This window comes from Ruegeria lacuscaerulensis (assembly GCF_013034745.1).
In the GTDB taxonomy this organism is placed as follows: domain Bacteria; phylum Pseudomonadota; class Alphaproteobacteria; order Rhodobacterales; family Rhodobacteraceae; genus Ruegeria; species Ruegeria lacuscaerulensis_B.
Map to the genome: position 1 here is coordinate 24763 of NZ_WQGP01000003.1, position 17193 is coordinate 41955.

At 59.0% G+C, this 17193-nt stretch carries 17 protein-coding genes; 11 read left to right on the forward strand and 6 right to left on the reverse strand.

The features are described 5' to 3' along the window. The first annotated feature begins 30 nt into the window (after positions 1-30). A complete protein-coding gene (locus GOV79_RS06405) occupies positions 31-471 on the forward strand; it encodes a hypothetical protein (protein WP_170789057.1) in 441 nt (146 codons plus the stop codon). 37 nt (positions 472-508) lie between these two features. On the opposite strand, the gene GOV79_RS06410 is transcribed toward GOV79_RS06405, so the two are convergent. From GOV79_RS06410 to GOV79_RS06435, 6 genes are all read right to left on the reverse strand, one after another. Further along, positions 509-1207 carry a GntR family transcriptional regulator gene (locus GOV79_RS06410; protein ID WP_170789059.1) on the reverse strand — a complete coding sequence of 233 codons (699 nt, stop codon included), beginning with the start codon at positions 1205-1207 and terminating at the stop codon, positions 509-511. Positions 1208-1370: 163 nt separating this feature from the next. Next, the gene (locus tag GOV79_RS22580) at positions 1371-2747 is read right to left on the reverse strand and encodes a DUF4384 domain-containing protein (protein ID WP_170789061.1); all 1377 of its coding nucleotides are present in this window, start codon (positions 2745-2747) and stop codon (positions 1371-1373) included. After that, positions 2744-3154, reverse strand: coding sequence for an ExbD/TolR family protein (locus tag GOV79_RS06420; protein ID WP_170789064.1), 411 nt, complete (start codon positions 3152-3154; stop codon positions 2744-2746). Before GOV79_RS06420 ends, GOV79_RS22580 begins: the two co-directional genes overlap by 4 nt. Continuing rightward, entirely contained in the window at positions 3151-3579 is a 429-nt protein-coding gene (locus tag GOV79_RS06425; protein WP_170789066.1) for an ExbD/TolR family protein, read from the reverse strand. The genes GOV79_RS06420 and GOV79_RS06425 overlap by 4 nt, the downstream gene beginning before the upstream one ends. Before the next feature lie 10 nt (positions 3580-3589). Continuing rightward, the gene (locus GOV79_RS06430; RefSeq protein WP_170789068.1) at positions 3590-4210 is read right to left on the reverse strand and encodes a MotA/TolQ/ExbB proton channel family protein; all 621 of its coding nucleotides are present in this window, start codon (positions 4208-4210) and stop codon (positions 3590-3592) included. Positions 4211-4213: 3 nt separating this feature from the next. Next, entirely contained in the window at positions 4214-4630 is a 417-nt protein-coding gene (locus GOV79_RS06435) for a hypothetical protein (protein WP_170789070.1), read from the reverse strand. Positions 4631-5027: 397 nt separating this feature from the next. Between GOV79_RS06435 and tssA the strand changes: the two genes are divergently transcribed. The 10 genes from tssA to GOV79_RS06485 all read left to right on the forward strand — a co-directional run bounded on the left by tssA (position 5028) and on the right by GOV79_RS06485 (position 17129). Beyond that, complete coding sequence (gene tssA, locus GOV79_RS06440; protein ID WP_170789072.1) at positions 5028-6077, forward strand: type VI secretion system protein TssA; 1050 nt, start codon at positions 5028-5030, stop codon at positions 6075-6077. 67 nt (positions 6078-6144) lie between these two features. Beyond that, the gene (gene tssB, locus GOV79_RS06445; RefSeq protein WP_170356373.1) at positions 6145-6660 is read left to right on the forward strand and encodes a type VI secretion system contractile sheath small subunit; all 516 of its coding nucleotides are present in this window, start codon (positions 6145-6147) and stop codon (positions 6658-6660) included. 3 nt (positions 6661-6663) lie between these two features. Beyond that, on the forward strand, positions 6664-8160 hold the full coding sequence (gene tssC, locus GOV79_RS06450) for a type VI secretion system contractile sheath large subunit (protein WP_170775556.1): 1497 nt from the start codon (positions 6664-6666) through the stop codon (positions 8158-8160). A gap of 94 nt (positions 8161-8254) precedes the next feature. Beyond that, positions 8255-8749 carry an Hcp family type VI secretion system effector gene (locus GOV79_RS06455; protein WP_170775553.1) on the forward strand — a complete coding sequence of 165 codons (495 nt, stop codon included), beginning with the start codon at positions 8255-8257 and terminating at the stop codon, positions 8747-8749. Between the two features lie 77 nt (positions 8750-8826). Further along, positions 8827-9648, forward strand: coding sequence for a type VI secretion system accessory protein TagJ (locus GOV79_RS06460; protein ID WP_170789073.1), 822 nt, complete (start codon positions 8827-8829; stop codon positions 9646-9648). Beyond that, positions 9641-10135 carry a type VI secretion system baseplate subunit TssE gene (tssE, locus tag GOV79_RS06465; protein WP_170775549.1) on the forward strand — a complete coding sequence of 165 codons (495 nt, stop codon included), beginning with the start codon at positions 9641-9643 and terminating at the stop codon, positions 10133-10135. The genes GOV79_RS06460 and tssE overlap by 8 nt, the downstream gene beginning before the upstream one ends. A gap of 4 nt (positions 10136-10139) precedes the next feature. Continuing rightward, the gene (gene tssF / locus GOV79_RS06470; RefSeq protein ID WP_170789076.1) at positions 10140-12017 is read left to right on the forward strand and encodes a type VI secretion system baseplate subunit TssF; all 1878 of its coding nucleotides are present in this window, start codon (positions 10140-10142) and stop codon (positions 12015-12017) included. Beyond that, positions 11981-13051 carry a type VI secretion system baseplate subunit TssG gene (gene tssG / locus GOV79_RS06475; protein WP_170789078.1) on the forward strand — a complete coding sequence of 357 codons (1071 nt, stop codon included), beginning with the start codon at positions 11981-11983 and terminating at the stop codon, positions 13049-13051. The genes tssF and tssG overlap by 37 nt, the downstream gene beginning before the upstream one ends. Before the next feature lie 2 nt (positions 13052-13053). Then, positions 13054-15771 carry a type VI secretion system ATPase TssH gene (tssH, locus tag GOV79_RS06480; RefSeq protein ID WP_170789079.1) on the forward strand — a complete coding sequence of 906 codons (2718 nt, stop codon included), beginning with the start codon at positions 13054-13056 and terminating at the stop codon, positions 15769-15771. Between the two features lie 110 nt (positions 15772-15881). Next, entirely contained in the window at positions 15882-17129 is a 1248-nt protein-coding gene (locus GOV79_RS06485) for a hypothetical protein (protein ID WP_331252395.1), read from the forward strand. Positions 17130-17193 lie beyond the last annotated feature (64 nt).

Here is a 17193-nt window from a genome sequence, read left to right on the forward strand (position 1 = left end):
AACCAAATCGCTTTCTTGCAGGATCACATCATGACAACGCCCCCTCTCTCATGTTTCTGGAAGGGTTTGTCAGCGGTCTTGTCTACAGTGAATTGCAGCGCACTGCCGGTTAGTGAAGCGTTCGCGCAAACGGTTGCGGATAGTACGATATTGGCTGAAACACCTGTTCAGGAGGAAAAGCTTGAACTGGCTCCGGGCGATGACGGCGACCTTCGCCTTGAATGCCTCGAGGGGACCATGGACGTGATTGTCAAATCGCGGACCTATCGCCTTGCCGATGGCGAAATTCTGGCGGTTCCGATTGCCAAACCCAGTGAAGTGGATCTGGAGTGCAGGTTTGCAAATATCAGGTTCTCGGCTGGAACAAAATGCTTTACACGCGGGCATCTTCGCGCGTTCTTTCTGAACGGAATGGCGATTTTGGGATGTTTTGACAGGCCGGTGCCCGCCTCACTTTCTTATCGAAGCTGATTTGGCCTGGAACTGCCTGTCCGGACCCAAATCAGGTTCAAGCCTTGTCTCTTTCCATCTGTTCCGGTCTTTCGATTGGGCGGTTGTCATCTCGGTACAAGGCCAAGTGCGTCCGAATGGCGCCGATGCATACCGGTAGATCGCGGGCAATGGCGGCGTCATAGATCGCCCGATGTTCACGGCGTGTCAACTGAGAGAAGCCAAACCCTTCAATTCGGGACACCGCGCACATTCGGAAGGTGTCGTAGACCGATTTGTAGATCCGCATCAGCAGATCAGAGTTGCACGCCCCCAACAATGTGCTGTGAAACACCCAGTCCTGCCGGGACCAGCGTTTGACAAACGGTGTGACATCTTCTGCTTGCTCCATACGCGCCTCGATATAGTCGAGGTTATGATGTGCCGCGTTCAGCGCCATCTCCCATTCGAAATCGCCCTGTTTCAATGCCAGCTCAACCGCTTCGCATTCCAACACCATTCGCAAGTGTGCCGCCTGTTGGAACGTTTCATCTGAGTGTTCCACGGCGCGAAATCCGTGGTTCTTTTCATTTTCGACAAACCCTTCACCGGCCAGGCGTAACAAAGCTTCGCGCAATGCTGCGGTCGAGCATCCGAATTCGTCTTTCAAGTGCTGTGGTTTCAGCCGCTGGCCGGATTTCCAACGCCCCCAAATCAACCCATCGCGCAGGCTGTCGTAAATATCGGCTGATGACGTGCTGTCAGGGGATATGTCCATGCCAAATGCCCTATGGGGCGGTCGTCATGGGGTCAAGAAATTTTGGCGAGAATTTTCCATTTCATTTTGCGGGCCATGTTTCAGAATTCAGGACTTTTGCATCCACCGGAACATTTGGAAATGGTTGAGACAGCGAAACGCCTCTGTCTCAGGTTACCCATCATTACCGCGCTGCGGTGGTGACAAAGAAATAGACCCACTCGCCTTTGAAATCCGGGTTGTCCGCACGGACTTCGGCAATGCGGGTCTTGAGGAATTGCAGATAGCCTTCGGCGGGTTCGACCAAGGGCCGCTCTGTCTGGTAAAGCGGCTCGGACGCGGCGAATGCGACGGCGATTTCCTGACCGTAGGGAGGGCCGATGGTGATGAACAAGCCCGGGTCACCCTGTTGTGCCGCGCCGACCTGTAACCGAGCCTTGGCGGGCGTTAGCTCCATCGGGGTGGAGGTGTTGGGTCTGAGGTGGATCACCTGTCCTTCGGCATCGAAATAATCGACATAGACATAGGCGTCATAATCGGCACCGGTCAGCTCCAGTACTAGTTGCTGGCCGTCAACATAGCGAAAGTCGCGAGCGTGGATATCCTGTCCGATAAGCAGCGGATTGGTGATCTGATCGGTGGACTGCGGCAGTCCCACATCGGCAATCCCGCTGAGCGCGCCGCATTGCGGGCGGGGCAGGATGCGAATGTTGTCATCCACCCGAATGTTGCTGCCCATCTGCGCTTGCAAGGCGGTCAAAACAGGGTTGCGCAATCCATCCTCAGGGATATGACCGATGACTTCCAAAGTATTGCTGTCAGGCCGAAACTGCACCTGAAGCCGCGCGCAGGGCACTTGCGCCAGCAGGCCGTCTATCCCGTCCCGCAGGTCTTGCGCGCTGGCACCGGCATCCTCAGGTCGCATGAAGCTTTGGATCGCAGCCAGTGAGACAGGGTCAATAGGGCCGTCGCCGGTGGTGGAAAAGACCTCGGACGCGCTGGTTTGCGGGATGTCGGGGATGGTCTGGGGCAGGGCGACAGGTTCGGGTTGCAGAGGTCGGGCCTTCTGCGCTTTGGGGGCCGTAAGCTGGGCCGCCTGCGCCGGTGGCAGGTTCAGGACTACAGGCTGCGCTGACACTGCAGCCGAAACCAGTTGCACCGCTGCAACCTCAGCCGCTTGCAGCGGTGCGGCTTCGGCGATGGTCTGTGCAATCACTGTGGCCCCGGAATCCTGAGGCGTTAGAGCCTGCGGCGCGGGTTCGGCGGCCACGACGGCTTGCTGTGGCAAGGGCGCGGCGGTGGCAGAAGACTGCGCGATTGCGCTTTGACCCAGTTGGGCTCCGGTGGCGTCCTGAGCCTGTGCGGCCTCTGGTTCTGGTCGGGCTTCAATGGCCTGACTTTGCTGCACCTGATGTGCCGAAAGCTGCATCCGGGTTTCGGGGACGGGCTGGTCCGCTACGGGGTCAGGCTGAACGCTCCAGACAAGGGCGATCGCTCCGCCGACATGCAGCAAGACCGAGCTGACCAACCCGATCCCCCATATAACCGGCCCCCGGATCACCGCACCGGCCCTGGTGGCGTCACCACCAGCACCACATCGCGCGCGCCCATCGCCTCGAACCGCGCAATCCGAGGCAAGATCGCGCGCAGGGCGGCGTCTCGATGGGCGTTGATGCGGATCAGGACGTCCGGCTGCGTCGCCAGCAACGCCTGAACACGCGGATCGATCTGGTCGGGCGCAATCGCCTCACCGTCCAGTGCCATGGTGCCATCGGCTGCAACGGACAGGGTGACGCCGCCTGCGGGCATGTCCGCACCGGTCAGGGCTGTGGGTGGTGAAACTTCGAAGGGCGCGGTGGCATCCATGCGACCGATCAGCATGAAGAAGACCAGCAGAAAGAACACAACGTCGATCAGGGCAATGATCGTCTCCGGGTGACGGCGCGGGGTGGGGCGGGTGATCTTCATGGGCGTGCCTCAAGCCGGACCACGCGCATGTTCACCGCCCCGGCGCCGGTGACAGTATCCATGACCGAGACAAGCGCTTGCAGTTTGGCCCCACCGGTCGGCAAAATGATGACCTGAAGTGCAGGGTTCGCTGTCAGGCGCGCCGTCATCTCATCGGCTAGTGCGTCCAGTGTCATCGCCTGCCCGCGATGATAGGGCGCCCCATCGCCACCAATACGAACCAGCAAGGTTTCCGAACCCGCCTGACCCGACGATGCCTGCGCAGGCCGATCGGATTGCGCCAGCGCCGGGATCATGTCGAGGTTCAGATAGGTCGACGTCACCATGAAAAAGACCAGCAGAATCAGCATCACGTCAATCATTGGCACCAACGAGATCAAGGGCCCCGTTGGCTTGCGTCTGTTCAGGCTGAGATCGCTGTCCATCGCCATGATCCTAATGCGCGCCGCGCTCCTCCAGCACCATCAGACGGCCAACTGAGTTCTCGATGGATTGGGCGCCTGCTTCGGCCCGGCCCGACAATAGCGAGGCTCCGATGGCAGCGGGAATGGCAACAACCAGCCCAGCAGCGGTCGTCAGCAATGCTTGCCAGATCCCTCCGGCCAGAACCGAGGCGTTGGCCGCACCCTGTGCCAGTTCGAGTTCCTGAAACGATTGGATCATCCCGGTGACCGTGCCCAAAAGCCCCAGCAGGGGTGAGATCATGGCGATCAGTTCCAACACACGCAACCAGCTGTTCATGGCGGCAAATTCCAGATTGCCGCGTCGGGTTAGCTCGGCCATCAGAGCGGGGCCCTTAAAGCCGTCAATCAGCGCCTGCATGGCATAGGCGCAAACCCGATCGGCAGGGGATTTCCCCGCCGCAACCGCCTTTTGTGCGGTCTGCCGGTCGCCGCTCGACCATTGAACAAAGGCCGCATCCCGCGCCGGTCCGCCCGCGCGCACCGGGGCCAGCTTTATCACTTTGACGACGATCACCGTCAGCGAGAGCAGGGACAACAGCCCGAGAATGGCGATGATGGGCCCTCCGGTGCCCAGATTTTCCAAACCCGGCATGGCTTATTGCGCCAGATTGGCAGAGGTCTTGCTGTCCAGCGCCAGCAAAGGGAAGCAATCGACCGGGTCCGCGTTCTGCGGTTTGCAGGCGGGCAGATCGTGCAGCAGAACCTCTGATATGTCGGAACAGTCAATCTCGGGGATCTCGAACAATTTCAAAACCGTCCGTTGCACCGGCAAGGGGGCTGCGTCGATCGACAAGAGCCGGTCAATTACCCCGTTGGTATCAAGGATGGCCAGCGACATCTCGAACGCTTCAAAACTGTTGCCGGTCTGGTTTCGAAACAGAAAGAAGGCCCGGCAGCCGCCGGATTCGCCGGGTTCGAACTTGTTCAGCTCGACGGAAAGCTTGCCGTCCTCGGCCTGCGCGGTGACAGCGGCAAGCGACAGCGCAATGGCCGCGAATAGTCGTGATTTCATTCTTCTCCCCATTTTCCGATCTGGCAGTCTTGTTGACCAAACTCGCAAGCCCGTTTGCCGGTTAGACGCGGACCGGGCTTGTCTGATCATTGCAGCAACACCCCGCAGCCGAGAAGAAAAAAATTCCCGTGCAAGACAACTAACTTGGTTAGACATAAGAAAAAACGCGCCTCGGCGCTGGTGCGACCAAGTCATGTCGCAAAAAAAACGTATTTATTAGGTTTGACTTTACGCCGGGTATGCGGCTGATTCATCACAGTGACTGCGCATGATGTGCGAAATGTGAGAAAATGTCGTGGCCCTGTGAAGTAGTTCATTTAGGTCGTCAACGATATCACGTTAAGCGGTGCCAACAAACAGACAAGTGGTGAATAACCGCGATGTTATTGGGGAGAGTATGAATTTATCGTCTTATCTGGAGCCCAGAAGCGAAGACCAGCCAAGCGGAGAAAACCTGGAATACGATCCGGCGTTTACCGATCTGGAAATAGCCGCGCAGCCCGGTGAAGAACGGCAGATGGGTGACGAGGTGGTCGCCGCCGAAGAACAGGATTGGGCTGAAGTCGAGACCAAGGCGCTGGCGGTCATGGAGCAAAGCCACGATCTGCGCGCTGCAATCTACCTGGGCGAGGCCGTGCTACACACCAAGGGTCTGCCCGCGTTTGCGACGACCCTGAACTATGCGAAATCCCTGCTTGAGGATTTCTGGGACACTTGCCACCCTGAGTTGGACGAAGACGATGGCGACGCCACGATGCGGATCAACGCGGTGCGTGGTCTGGCCTCGACCGACCGGATGGTGCGGGCGCTGCGGCGCACCGGTCTAACCGACAGCCGCATGTTCGGGCGCATGACCCTGCGCCATCTGGATGTTGTGGATGGCCGGATCAACATGCCCGCCGATCTGGATGATATACCGGATGCCAACGGCGTTGCGGCGGCCTTCAAAGATACCGATGACGAGGTTTTGGCGGCCAATGCCGAGGCAGTGTCTGCTGCGCTGGAAGATGTGGGTGCGATTGATGCGGTGTTTACGGACAAGACACCGGGCGAAGGCCCCAATCTGGACCCGCTGATCGAGGCGCTGAAAAGCATCCGACAGGCCTTGGCAAAATATGCCGATGTAGGCGAGGTTGCCGCCGAAGATGTGGCCGATACAAGTGCCCCCGCCGCAGCCACGGCTGCTGCAGGCGGGGCCGGTGCCGCGGCTCCTGCGGGTGGCGGTGCGATCAACTCGCCTGATGATGTAACCCGGATGCTGGATCGCATCATGGACTATTACGCGCGGTGCGAGCCCTCCAGCCCGCTGCCGGTTCTGCTGGAACGCGCCAAGCGGCTGGTCAACGCGGACTTTCTTACGATTATCGAAGATATGGCCAAGGAAGGTCTGGACGAAGTGCGCCAGATTGGCGGCCTGAAAACCGATGATGATGACCATGGATTTTAATCCACTTCCGGCAAGGCCGGGGCGTGGATGGACACAAAAAACTGACGGATGAATCGAGGAGCAACAGATGGCTGACAGTTCACAAAAATTCATAGCCCGGAACAGGGCTCCGAGGGTTCAGATCGAATATGATGTGGAGCTTTACGGCGCCGAGAAAAAGGTACAGCTGCCCTTCGTCATGGGCGTCATGAGCGATCTGGCGGGCAAGTCCGAGGTGGAACAGCCTGCTGTTGCCGACCGGAAATTCCTGGAAATTGACGTCGACAATTTCGACGACCGGATGAAGTCTATGGCCCCGCGTGCCGCCTTTACCGTGCCCAACACGCTGACCGGTGAGGGCAATCTGGCCGTGGATATCACTTTTGAAAGCATGGATGATTTCAGCCCCGCCGCCATCGCGGCCAAGGTCGCACCGCTGAAAGAGCTGCTGGATGCGCGCACACAGCTGTCCAACCTGATGACCTATATGGACGGGAAAACCGGGGCCGAAGATCTGATCTCGAAAATCATGCAGGACCCAAGCCTGCTGAAGACACTTGCTGCGCAGCCCAAACCGGGCGGCGACGCTGCCGAGGAGGAATAAAAGATGGCCGATCAAGAAGCCAAGGTAGAAGCCACTGAGGGCGCAACAGCGTTCGGGTCCTCGGAATTCGAGGCTCTGCTGACCAAGGAATTCCGCCCGAAATCGGATCAGGCGAAAACCGCCGTTGAAAGCGCGGTCAAGACGCTGGCCGAACAGGCGCTGGCCAATACCGGCCTGATCTCGGACGACGCGCTGCGCTCGATCGAAGGGATTATTGCCGAGATCGACAAAAAGCTGACCGAACAGGTCAACCTGATCCTGCACCATGAAGAATTCCAGCAGATGGAAAGCGCGTGGCGCGGTCTGCACTATCTGGTGAACAACTCTGAAACCGACGAGATGTTGAAAATCCGCGTGATGAACATCTCGAAGAAAGACATGCACAAGACCCTGCGCAAGTTCAAAGGGACGGCATGGGATCAATCGCCGATCTTCAAGAAGCTCTATGAGGAAGAATTCGGCCAGTTCGGTGGCGAGCCCTATGGCTCGCTGGTGGCCGATTATCATTTCGACCACAGCCCACAAGATATTGAGCTGTTGGGCGAGATGTCCAAGATCGCAGCCGCAGCCCATGCGCCGCTGATCACTGGGGCCAAGCCCAGCCTGTTCCAGATGGACAGCTGGTCAGAACTGGCCAACCCGCGCGATCTGACCAAGATCTTCCAGACCCCGGAATACGCCGCATGGCGGTCCCTGCGCGAAAGCGAGGATTCGAAATATGTTGGTCTGGCGATGCCGCGTTTCCTGGGTCGTCTGCCCTATGGCTCCAAAACAGAACCGGTCGAGGAGTTTGCGTTTGAGGAAGATACCAGCGGCGCCAACAGCGACAGCTATAGCTGGGTCAACGCGGCCTATGGCATGGCGGTGAACATCAACCGGTCGTTCAAGGAATATGGCTGGTGCTCGCGCATTCGCGGTGTGGAAAGCGGCGGTACGGTCGAAGGCCTACCCGCGCATACATTCCCGACCGACGATGGCGGCGTGGACATGAAGTGCCCGACCGAGATTGCAATCTCGGACCGGCGCGAGGCGGAACTGGCCAAGAACGGCATGATGCCTCTGATCCACCGCAAGAACACCGACTCGGCCACGTTTATCGGCGCGCAGTCGCTGCACAAGCCTGCCGAATATGACGACCCGGATGCCAGCGCCAACGCCAATCTGGCCGCGCGTCTGCCTTATCTGTTCGCCACCTGCCGTTTTGCGCATTACCTGAAATGCATGGTGCGCGACAAAGTCGGGTCGTTCAAAAGCCGTCAGGACATGGAAAGCTGGTTGCAGGAATGGATCAACCAGTATGTTGACTTCAACGCCGACATTTCCGCCGAAGCCGAGAAGGCACGCAAGCCGCTGGCCTCGGCCGAGGTTGTGGTCGAAGACGTCGAGGGCAACCCCGGCTATTACTCCTCCAAGTTCTTCCTGCGGCCGCATTATCAGCTTGAGGGCCTGTCGGTATCGCTGCGCCTCGTGTCTAAGCTGCCGTCTGAAAAGTCCGGTTAAATCAAAAACTTCGACGGCATGTGAAGTGGTTCACTGCCGTCGAATCAAACCTCGCATATCTCAGTGACATCACTAGTCCTTAAAGGAAGGTAAAATGGAAAACGTATTCATCAAAATGGACTTCCCCGGTGAAGCCCGTGAAAAACAACACTCTGGCTGGATCGCTTGTAAAGAGATCAGCTGGGAAGTTGCGCGCACCCTGGATATGGGTGACATGGGCACGACCCAACGTGGATACGCAAACGCGAATTTCGGTAAGGTCTCATTGACGACTGAGCTGAGCCAGGCCTCGGCCAAGCTGATGACGTATGTTGCCTCGGGCCGCGCCAACAAAGAGATGAAAATTCACCTCTGCCGGTCGGGCGATGACGAAAAGAAAGGCATGGAGCCTTACCTGATCTTCACCCTGCGCGACGCCATCGTCGACAGCTATTCGGTCTCGGGTGGTGAGGAATCGATCCCGTCGGAAAACTGGACTGTTGCCTATCGCGGTATCTCGATCAAATACCGCATTGCCGATTTCAGAGACGGCAAGCTCAGCGATTGCAACGAGTTCAAGTGGAACCTGGAAACCGGCGACGTCAGCTGATTTCCCCCACGATCCGGGCTTTGGCGGTATGTGCCGCCCAAGCCCACACTACCCATTTCTGACCATACGAGGGCCGCATGACGCCGGAAGACCATCTAAGAACAGGCGATCTGACTGCCACGCTTGCCGCCCTGCAAGACAAGATCCGCGCAAATCCCGCAGATGCCAAGCTGCGGATTTTCCTGTTTCAGCTTCTTTGCGTTCTGGGTGACTGGAAACGTGCGATCACCCAGTTGAAGCTGAGCGCGGAAATGGACGAAGCGGCCACGATGATGGCCAAGACCTACCGCGAGGCAATCATCTGCGAGGTGTACCGCGAAAAAGTCTTTGCGGCGGAAAAGACGCCGATGATCTTTGGCGAACCCGAAGAGTGGCTGGCCCATCTGATCGAGGCCCAGAAGCTTACCGCAGGCGGCAATTTCGATCAGGCTGCCGTGATGCGCGCCAAGGCTTTTGACGCCGCTCCTGCCACTTCGGGCACCGTGAATGGTGAGCCGTTCGAATGGATTGCCGATGCGGATATGCGGCTGGGTCCTGTGCTTGAGGTCATCGTGAACGGGCGATATTTCTGGCTGCCTTTCGCGCAGATTGCACGGCTTGAAATCGAGCCTCCCAGCGACCTGCGCGACGCGGTCTGGACCGCCTGCACTCTGACCGTGGCCAGCGGCGGTGAGATCGCCGCGCTGATCCCAACGCGCTATCCCGGCACAACCCAGCAGGGTGACGACGCCGCGCGGCTGGCAAGAGCCACAAGTTGGATGGATGCGGGGTCCGAAACATTTGTGGGTCTGGGCCAGCGTCTGCTGACGACGGATCAATCGGATGTTGCGCTTCTGGACGTGCGCGAACTGGTACTGAACGTGGCCACCGAGGCCGGGGAAGCGGCAGGAGATGGCTGAGAAGACCCTTGCCGAACGCCTTCAGCCTTCGCTGCTGGACCGGCTGACTGACAATGCGCCGGACCAGTTGAAAGAAGGGCGCGACGCGCGGGTCATCGACGTCGGGCGTCTGCGCGAGATTATCCAGCGCGACCTGTCGTTGCTGCTCAATACCACCGATCAGTCCGATCTGATTGATGAAGATATCTATCCCAACGCGGCCAAATCGGTTCTGAACTACGGCATCCGCGAAACCTCGGGAGCGTTTTCGACCTTGCGGCAGGCGCAGCGTATTCAGCGCTCGATTTCAGATGCGATTGAGGCGTTCGAGCCCCGGATCGTCAAGGGTTCGGTCTCGGTTGATTTGCGCTCTGAAAAGGGATCGGGCGAGATGCACGTGGAATACGACATCCGTGCCGTGATGTGGGCGCAGCCAATGCCCCTGGAACTCTATCTGCGCAGCCGGGTCGATGTAACGACCGGCGAAGTCGCAATCGAGCGGAGCTAGCGAGATGGACACACGGCTTCTGAAACACTACGAAACCGAATTGGCCTTTCTGCGTGAAATGGGGGCCGAGTTCGCGGCGGCCTATCCCAAGATCGCATCCCGTCTGGGCATGGAGGGGATCGAGGTCGTCGACCCCTATGTGGAACGTCTGCTGGAAGGCAGCGCTTTTCTGGCCGCGCGGGTGCAGCTTGAGCTTGAGATGCAGTTCCCGGCCTTTACGTCGAACCTGCTGGAAATTGTCTATCCCCATTATCTCGCGCCAACGCCGTCCATGATGGTGGTGCAGTTCGAACCGGATGTGGCCAATGCGGCGCTGAAGGAAGGTTATGACATTCCGCGCGGCACACCGTTGCGTTCGCATCTGGCTGAGGGCGAACAGACCGCCTGCGAGTTCCGCACCTCAGCGGACATGACCATGTGGCCGATCGAGATTACCGAGGCCGAATATATCGACGGTCGCGGTGAACTGGTCGCGGCAGGAGTGGCTAGGGATACCGAGGCACGGGCCGGTATTCGCCTACGGCTGAACCGCACCGACGGCGCGCCGATGGCCGAGCTGGCGCTGGACAACCTGGTGCTGCATCTGGACACACAAGGCGGCAAGGCCTGGTCACTGCATGAATTGCTGGCGACCCAATGCGTGGGCCTGACCGGGCGTTCGACCGATCGCCGCGCCGATTGGGCTGTGCGTTTGCCCGCGGCGGATGTGACCCCCAAAGGGTTTGAACGCGACGAGGCCCTGTTGCCGACCCCACGCCAGTCCTTTGACGGCTACCGCCTGCTTCAGGAATATTTTGCCATGCCCGAACGGTTCCTGTTCGTGGAACTGACAGGTCTGCAGCCGGCTTTGCAGAATTCGGCAGGCACGGATGTCGATATCTATATTCTCTTGCAGGACGGTATGCGCGATGTGGCCCCAGCGGTCACCCCTACGGCTTTTGCGCTGAACGCAGTTCCGGCTGTGAATCTGTTCCACCGCCGCTGCGACCGGGTGCATCTGACGCAGATGGACACGCAGCACCATGTGGTGCCGAACAGGACGGCCGGTTTGGACTACGAGATTTTCTCGATCCAGCGTGTCATCGGCATCAAATCAGATGATGAGGGCGACATCCCCTTCCGCCCCTTCTACAGCGACACAGACCTGACCGCAGCGGGCGACAACCACAGTGCCTATTACACGATCAAGCGGCGGATGCGGCAGCGCAACGAAAAGGAACGCCTGCGCGGGGTACGCACGTCCTATCTGGGGTCCGAAGTCTATCTGTCTTTGGTGGACCGGGCCGAGGCGCCGTATCCCGGCACTCTGGATCAGCTTGCGGTCGAGGCGCTGTGTTCGAACCGTGACCTGCCGATGCTGCTGGCAGCCGGTGGGGCGGATGTGTTTCACCTGCCTGAAGGTGGCCCGGTCAAATCGGTACGCACGCCGGTAACGCCGACCCGGCCCCATGCCACGTTGGCACAGGGCGACGCGGCGTGGAAACTGATCAGTCATCTCAGCCTGAACTACCTATCCATCTCGGGCGATGGCAAGGAGGGCGGAGCCGGGGCGCTGCGCGAATTGCTGGGCATTTACGCGCCCTTAGGTAACCGCGTGACCGAGAAACAGCTTGAGGGCGTCGTCTCGGTCACCAGCCGTCCGATCGTGCGCCGCATGAGCGACGAGGTGATAAGCACCGCCGTGCGCGGGCTCGAGATCACGCTGGGCTTTGACGAAAGCTTTTACGAGGGCACCAGCGTTTATGTTCTGGGCGCAGTGCTGGAACGGTTTTTCCGCAAATACACCACGATCAACAGTTTCACGGAAACCGTTCTGAAGACCGAAAGACGAGGAGAGATTGCCAGATGGCGACCGGCAGCGGGTCTGGGCAGGGTCATTTGAACCTGCTTGCCGCTCTGGCGGCGCATCCTGAAAGGCATCACGTCTTTCAGGCGCTTCGCGTGATCGAGGCGCACTATGCCGACGCGCCGCGTCTTGGGGAATCGCGCCGCCCACGCGAGGACAAAGTGCGGCTGGGGCAAGAGGTCTCGCTGGCTTTCCCGCCCAGCACGCTGACCCGGTTCCAACCGGCCTCGGATGATGCACCGGGAAAGCTGAGCAACTTGTTCTTTGGCTATTTCGGCCCGCAGGGGCCCTTGCCGCTGCATCTGACCGAATTTGCCCGCGACCGGCTGCGCAACCACCGCGACCCGACCTTTGTGGCCTTTGCCGACATGCTGACGCACCGGATGCTCAGCCTGCTGTATCGCGCCTGGTCTGCCGCCGAACCCGCACCCAGCTTTGATCGCGGCGATGATCCCTTTGAACAAAGGGTGGCCGCACTGGCCGGGTACAAAGGCACCGGCTTCGATAATCGAGACGCGATGTCGGACATGTTGCGGCGCTTCTTTGCGGGGCATTTGGGGTCAGGTACCAAAACGGCTGAAGGCCTGATCGCCATCCTGTCCGACTATTTCGGCGTCGAGGCACATGTGCAGCAATTCGTCGGCACCTGGCTGGAGCTAGAGCCCGACGACACATGGCAATTGGGTGCACCTGCGCGGCTGGGGCAATCCACCAGTATCGGCAACCGGGTCTGGTCGCGGTCTGCTAAGTTTCGCATCCGTCTGGGGCCCGTCTCGCTGGAGGACTACAAACGCCTGCTGCCTGGCGGGGTGTCGCAAAAACGTCTTGAAGCGATCCTGCGCACCTATGTCGGTGACACGTTGGATTGGGAGGTCAATCTGGTGCTGGCCGGCGACGAGGTGCCGCGCGCCTCGCTGGGCGGTACAACCCAATTGGGCCACACAAGCTGGATTAGAACCCGCGATGACCCGGACGAGGCCCGCCCGGATGCAGAGGATCTGATCCTATACCCCGGATACATGAACCAAGAATTCGAGGCCGACAAATCGGCCCCCAACGAGAGGTATTGAAGATGACGGAAATCAGCCGCGTGTCGCTGTTCGGCAAGCTGAACAAGCTGGGCTATCAGGCGATCGAAGGGGCCACCGTGTTCTGTAAGATGCGGGGCAACCCTTATGTCGAAATCCAGCACTGGCTGCACCAGATCCTGAACGGTCAGGACAGTGATATTCACCGCATCATCCAGCACTATGATTTGGACCCCGGCAAGATCGCGTCCGAACTAACTCGTTCGCTGGACATGCTGCCGCGTGGGGCGTCCTCGATCTCGGACCTGTCGGACCATCTGATGGACGCGATGGAGCGGGGCTGGGTCTGGGGCTCGCTTCTGTATTCCGACAGCAAGGTGCGCACCGGCTATCTGATCCTTGGTATGCTGAAGACGCCTGCGTTGCGCAACATTCTGGCCAGCATGTCGCCGGAACTGGCCAAGATCGGTGCCGATGATCTGGCCGACAAGTTTGCCGAAGCCACCGATGGCTCGCCCGAGGACACGCTGGGCGCGCAGGATGGTTCAAACGTCGGTGGCGGGGCCGAGCCTGGCGAGGCCAGCGGCGCGATGGCCCCCGGTGCCATGGGCAAGGGTGAGGCGCTGGAGCAGTTCTGCACCGACCTGACAGAACAGGCTCGCAATGGTGAGATTGATCCGATCGTGGGTCGTGACGAAGAAATTCGACAGATCGTCGATGTGTTGATGCGCCGCCGTCAGAACAACCCGATCCTCACGGGTGAGGCCGGGGTGGGTAAGACCGCCGTTGTCGAAGGGTTCGCTTTGCGGATTGCGCGTGGCGATGTGCCGCCTGCGCTGAAAGATGTGCGCCTGCTGGTGCTGGATGTGGGTCTGTTGCAGGCTGGTGCCAGCATGAAGGGCGAGTTTGAAAACCGTCTGCGTCAGGTGATTGACGAGGTGCAGGCCAGCCCAACGCCGATTGTGATGTTTGTCGATGAAACCCACACTTTGGTCGGCGCTGGCGGCGCGGCTGGCACGGGCGACGCGGCCAACCTGCTGAAACCGGCGCTTGCACGGGGCACGTTGCGCACCATCGGCGCGACCACATGGGCCGAGTACAAGAAATACATCGAAAAAGACCCGGCTCTGACCCGGCGATTCCAAGTCGTGCACGTCGAAGAGCCCGATATCCCCAAGGCGGTTTTGATGATGCGCGGCATTGCCTCAATGCTGGAAAAACACCACCGCGTGCAGGTATTGGATGAGGGGATCGAAGCGGCGGTGACTCTGTCCGCTCGCTATATCCCCGCGCGGCAATTGCCGGACAAATCGGTCAGCTTGCTGGACACGGCCTGCGCGCGGGTCGCGGTGTCTCAGCACGCGGTTCCGGCCGAGGTCGACGACAGCCAGCGCCGGATTGAGGCTCTGACCACCGAGTTGGAGATAATCGAACGGGATGAAACTGCTGGATATGACGTCGCCGACCGGCGCGAGGCCGTGAATGCCGCAAAAGAGGCGGAAGAGGCGCGGTTGGCCGAACTCAACGGGCGATGGGAAGCCGAAAAGAAAGTGGTCGAAGACATCCTCGATCTGCGGGCTAAACTGCGCGCTGGCGGACAGGAGGTCGAAGGCACCGGCACCGCCGAAGGCGAAGCCGCGACCGAAGAAGCACCGGGTGCACAGCCCATCGACCGCGACGCGCTGCTTGCGGAACTCAAGGCCAAGAACGCCGAGTTGGAAGAGGTGCAGGGCGACAGCCCCCTGATCCTGCCCATCGTTGATCATCAGGCCGTGGCCAGCGTTGTCGGCGACTGGACCGGTATACCCGTGGGTCGCATGGTCAAGGATGAGATCGAGACGATCTTGAACTTAGAAGACCGTCTGGCGCAGCGCGTCATCGGTCAGGATCACGCGATGAAGATGATCGCCAAGCGGGTGCAGACCAGCCGCGCGGGGCTCGATAACCCGAACAAGCCCATAGGTGTCTTTATGCTCGCAGGTACCTCGGGTGTCGGTAAAACCGAAACCGCGCTGGCGCTGGCTGAGGTGCTTTACGGGGGTGAACAGAACGTCATCACCATCAACATGTCCGAATATCAGGAGGCCCATACGGTCAGCAGCCTGAAAGGCGCGCCTCCGGGTTATGTCGGCTATGGCGAGGGTGGTGTTTTGACCGAGGCGGTGCGACGTAAGCCGTATTCCGTGGTGCTGTTGGATGAGGTCGAAAAGGCCCATCCCGACGTGCACGAGATCTTCTTTCAGGTCTTCGACAAGGGCGTGATGGAGGATGGCGAGGGCCGTGTGATCGACTTCAAAAACACGCTGATCCTGCTGACCTCGAATGTCGGCACCGAAATGATCATGGATATGTGCGCAGATCCCGACCTGATGCCCGAACCCGAAGGCATGGCCAAAGCGCTGCGCGATCCGCTGCTGAAAGTGTTCCCGCCCGCCCTTTTGGGACGTCTGGTGACGATCCCCTATTACCCGCTTAGCCCCGATATGCTGGGCGAGATCACCAAGCTGCAACTGGGCCGCATCAAGAAACGCGTGCAAGAGGCCCACGGCGTGCCGTTCGAGTACACGGATGCGGTGGTCGAAGAGATCGTCAACCGCTGTCAGGAGTTGGACAGCGGTGGGCGCATGATTGACGCGATTGTGACCAACACGATGCTGCCCGACATATCTGCCGAATTCTTGCGTCGTATGATGGAAGGGCACGAGGTGTCGAAAGTCACGATCGACGTCAAGGACAATGATTTCACCTATGGTTTTGACTGATCCCCGGCCACACCGGGCAGAAAAAACTCTGTTCTGAAATTGAGTTCACAGAAGGCGCCTTAAGAACTGTGGTTGTTTGAGGCGTCACTGCAAAAGGGAAAGGAAAACCAGTGGTTAAACACGTTGTCATGGACATGAAAAAGGTCCCCATCAAGGTAACAGGCCTTGAGATGGTGAAACCACCAGAACTGTCGTTCAAAGTGGTTGTCGAGCTGGACAAGAAGATGGAAAAAGGTGTCGAGAAAGACCCTCTTTTGCAGCAGGAATTTCAGGCCTCGGCCAGCGAGGTTTTGGAGCAGACCAAGAAGACGATCGAACAGAAATGCAAGGTGTTCGACAAAGCGTTTGTTCAGATGGTTAACAAGGGCGCATCCGACAAGGACATGCAAAAGCAGCTCAAGGGTCTGAACGACGCGATCAAGAATGACATGAAGATCGCTGAAAAAGGCGCTGAGCTGGCCGCGCAAAAGGCGTGGACCAAGCTTCAGGCCAAGAAAAAGGAATGGAAGAAGTTCAAGATCAAGGTTGCAGTGTCCATTGCAGGCACCGTGGCTGGTCTGGCTGTGTCCATTGCGGCGATGGCGACCTCTCCGTTCTCGGGGGGCGCGGGGGCCGCGTTCGGCATTCTTGGGCTGATCAAATCTGGTGTATCGCTGGCCAAGGATATCGGCAAGCTTGCAACGGATATCGATACTGCCAAGAAACACCTGTTGGTCGAGTTGAAGGTAGTTGAGAAAGCCGCCCAGAACAAAGGCCTTTACGCCGCAAACGAAATTTCCGCCGCCGTGCTGAATGAATTCGTGGGCGTCGCACAACCTTCGATCAAGACCGTCGAAGATGCGGCGGATACGCTCAAGGCGAAATACGCCCAGATGGTCGTCAAGGTGCATGATCTGTCCAAAAAGCTGAACAAGGTCCTGAAGGAACAAGACAAGCTTAAGGCCGAGTTCTTGAAAGAGGTTGCCAGCAAGCTGAAGAAGCATCCGGTGAAGGACAAAAAGGCCCAGTTGACCATGATCAGTAAGGCTTTGGACACTGCATTGGCACCCAATTACAAGGCGGTCGATGAAGCGATCAGCAAGGTCCAGATAATGTATGCGGACACGCGGACATGGGCCCCGAAGATCAAGGACCTGATGAAGCGCGTCGCACAGTTGAAGATCAAGGACCCCAAGGGCCTCAAGGTCTTCCGCGAAGGACTGAAATTTGCCGCGCTGGCCACATCGCCGATCGACGGAAACGCGATTGCGAACACCACCAAGGATCTGGCTTTGGGTGTCGGCGGCGCGGTTGGCGGGTATGCTTATGACAAGATCACCAGCAAGGCGCTGGACGGAACGGTGTTTGACGCCGCCTGACGCAGGTCAGGGTAAAGAATACGGGGCGCGCGGGTAGGACCGTGCGCCCCGAACGGACGACAGG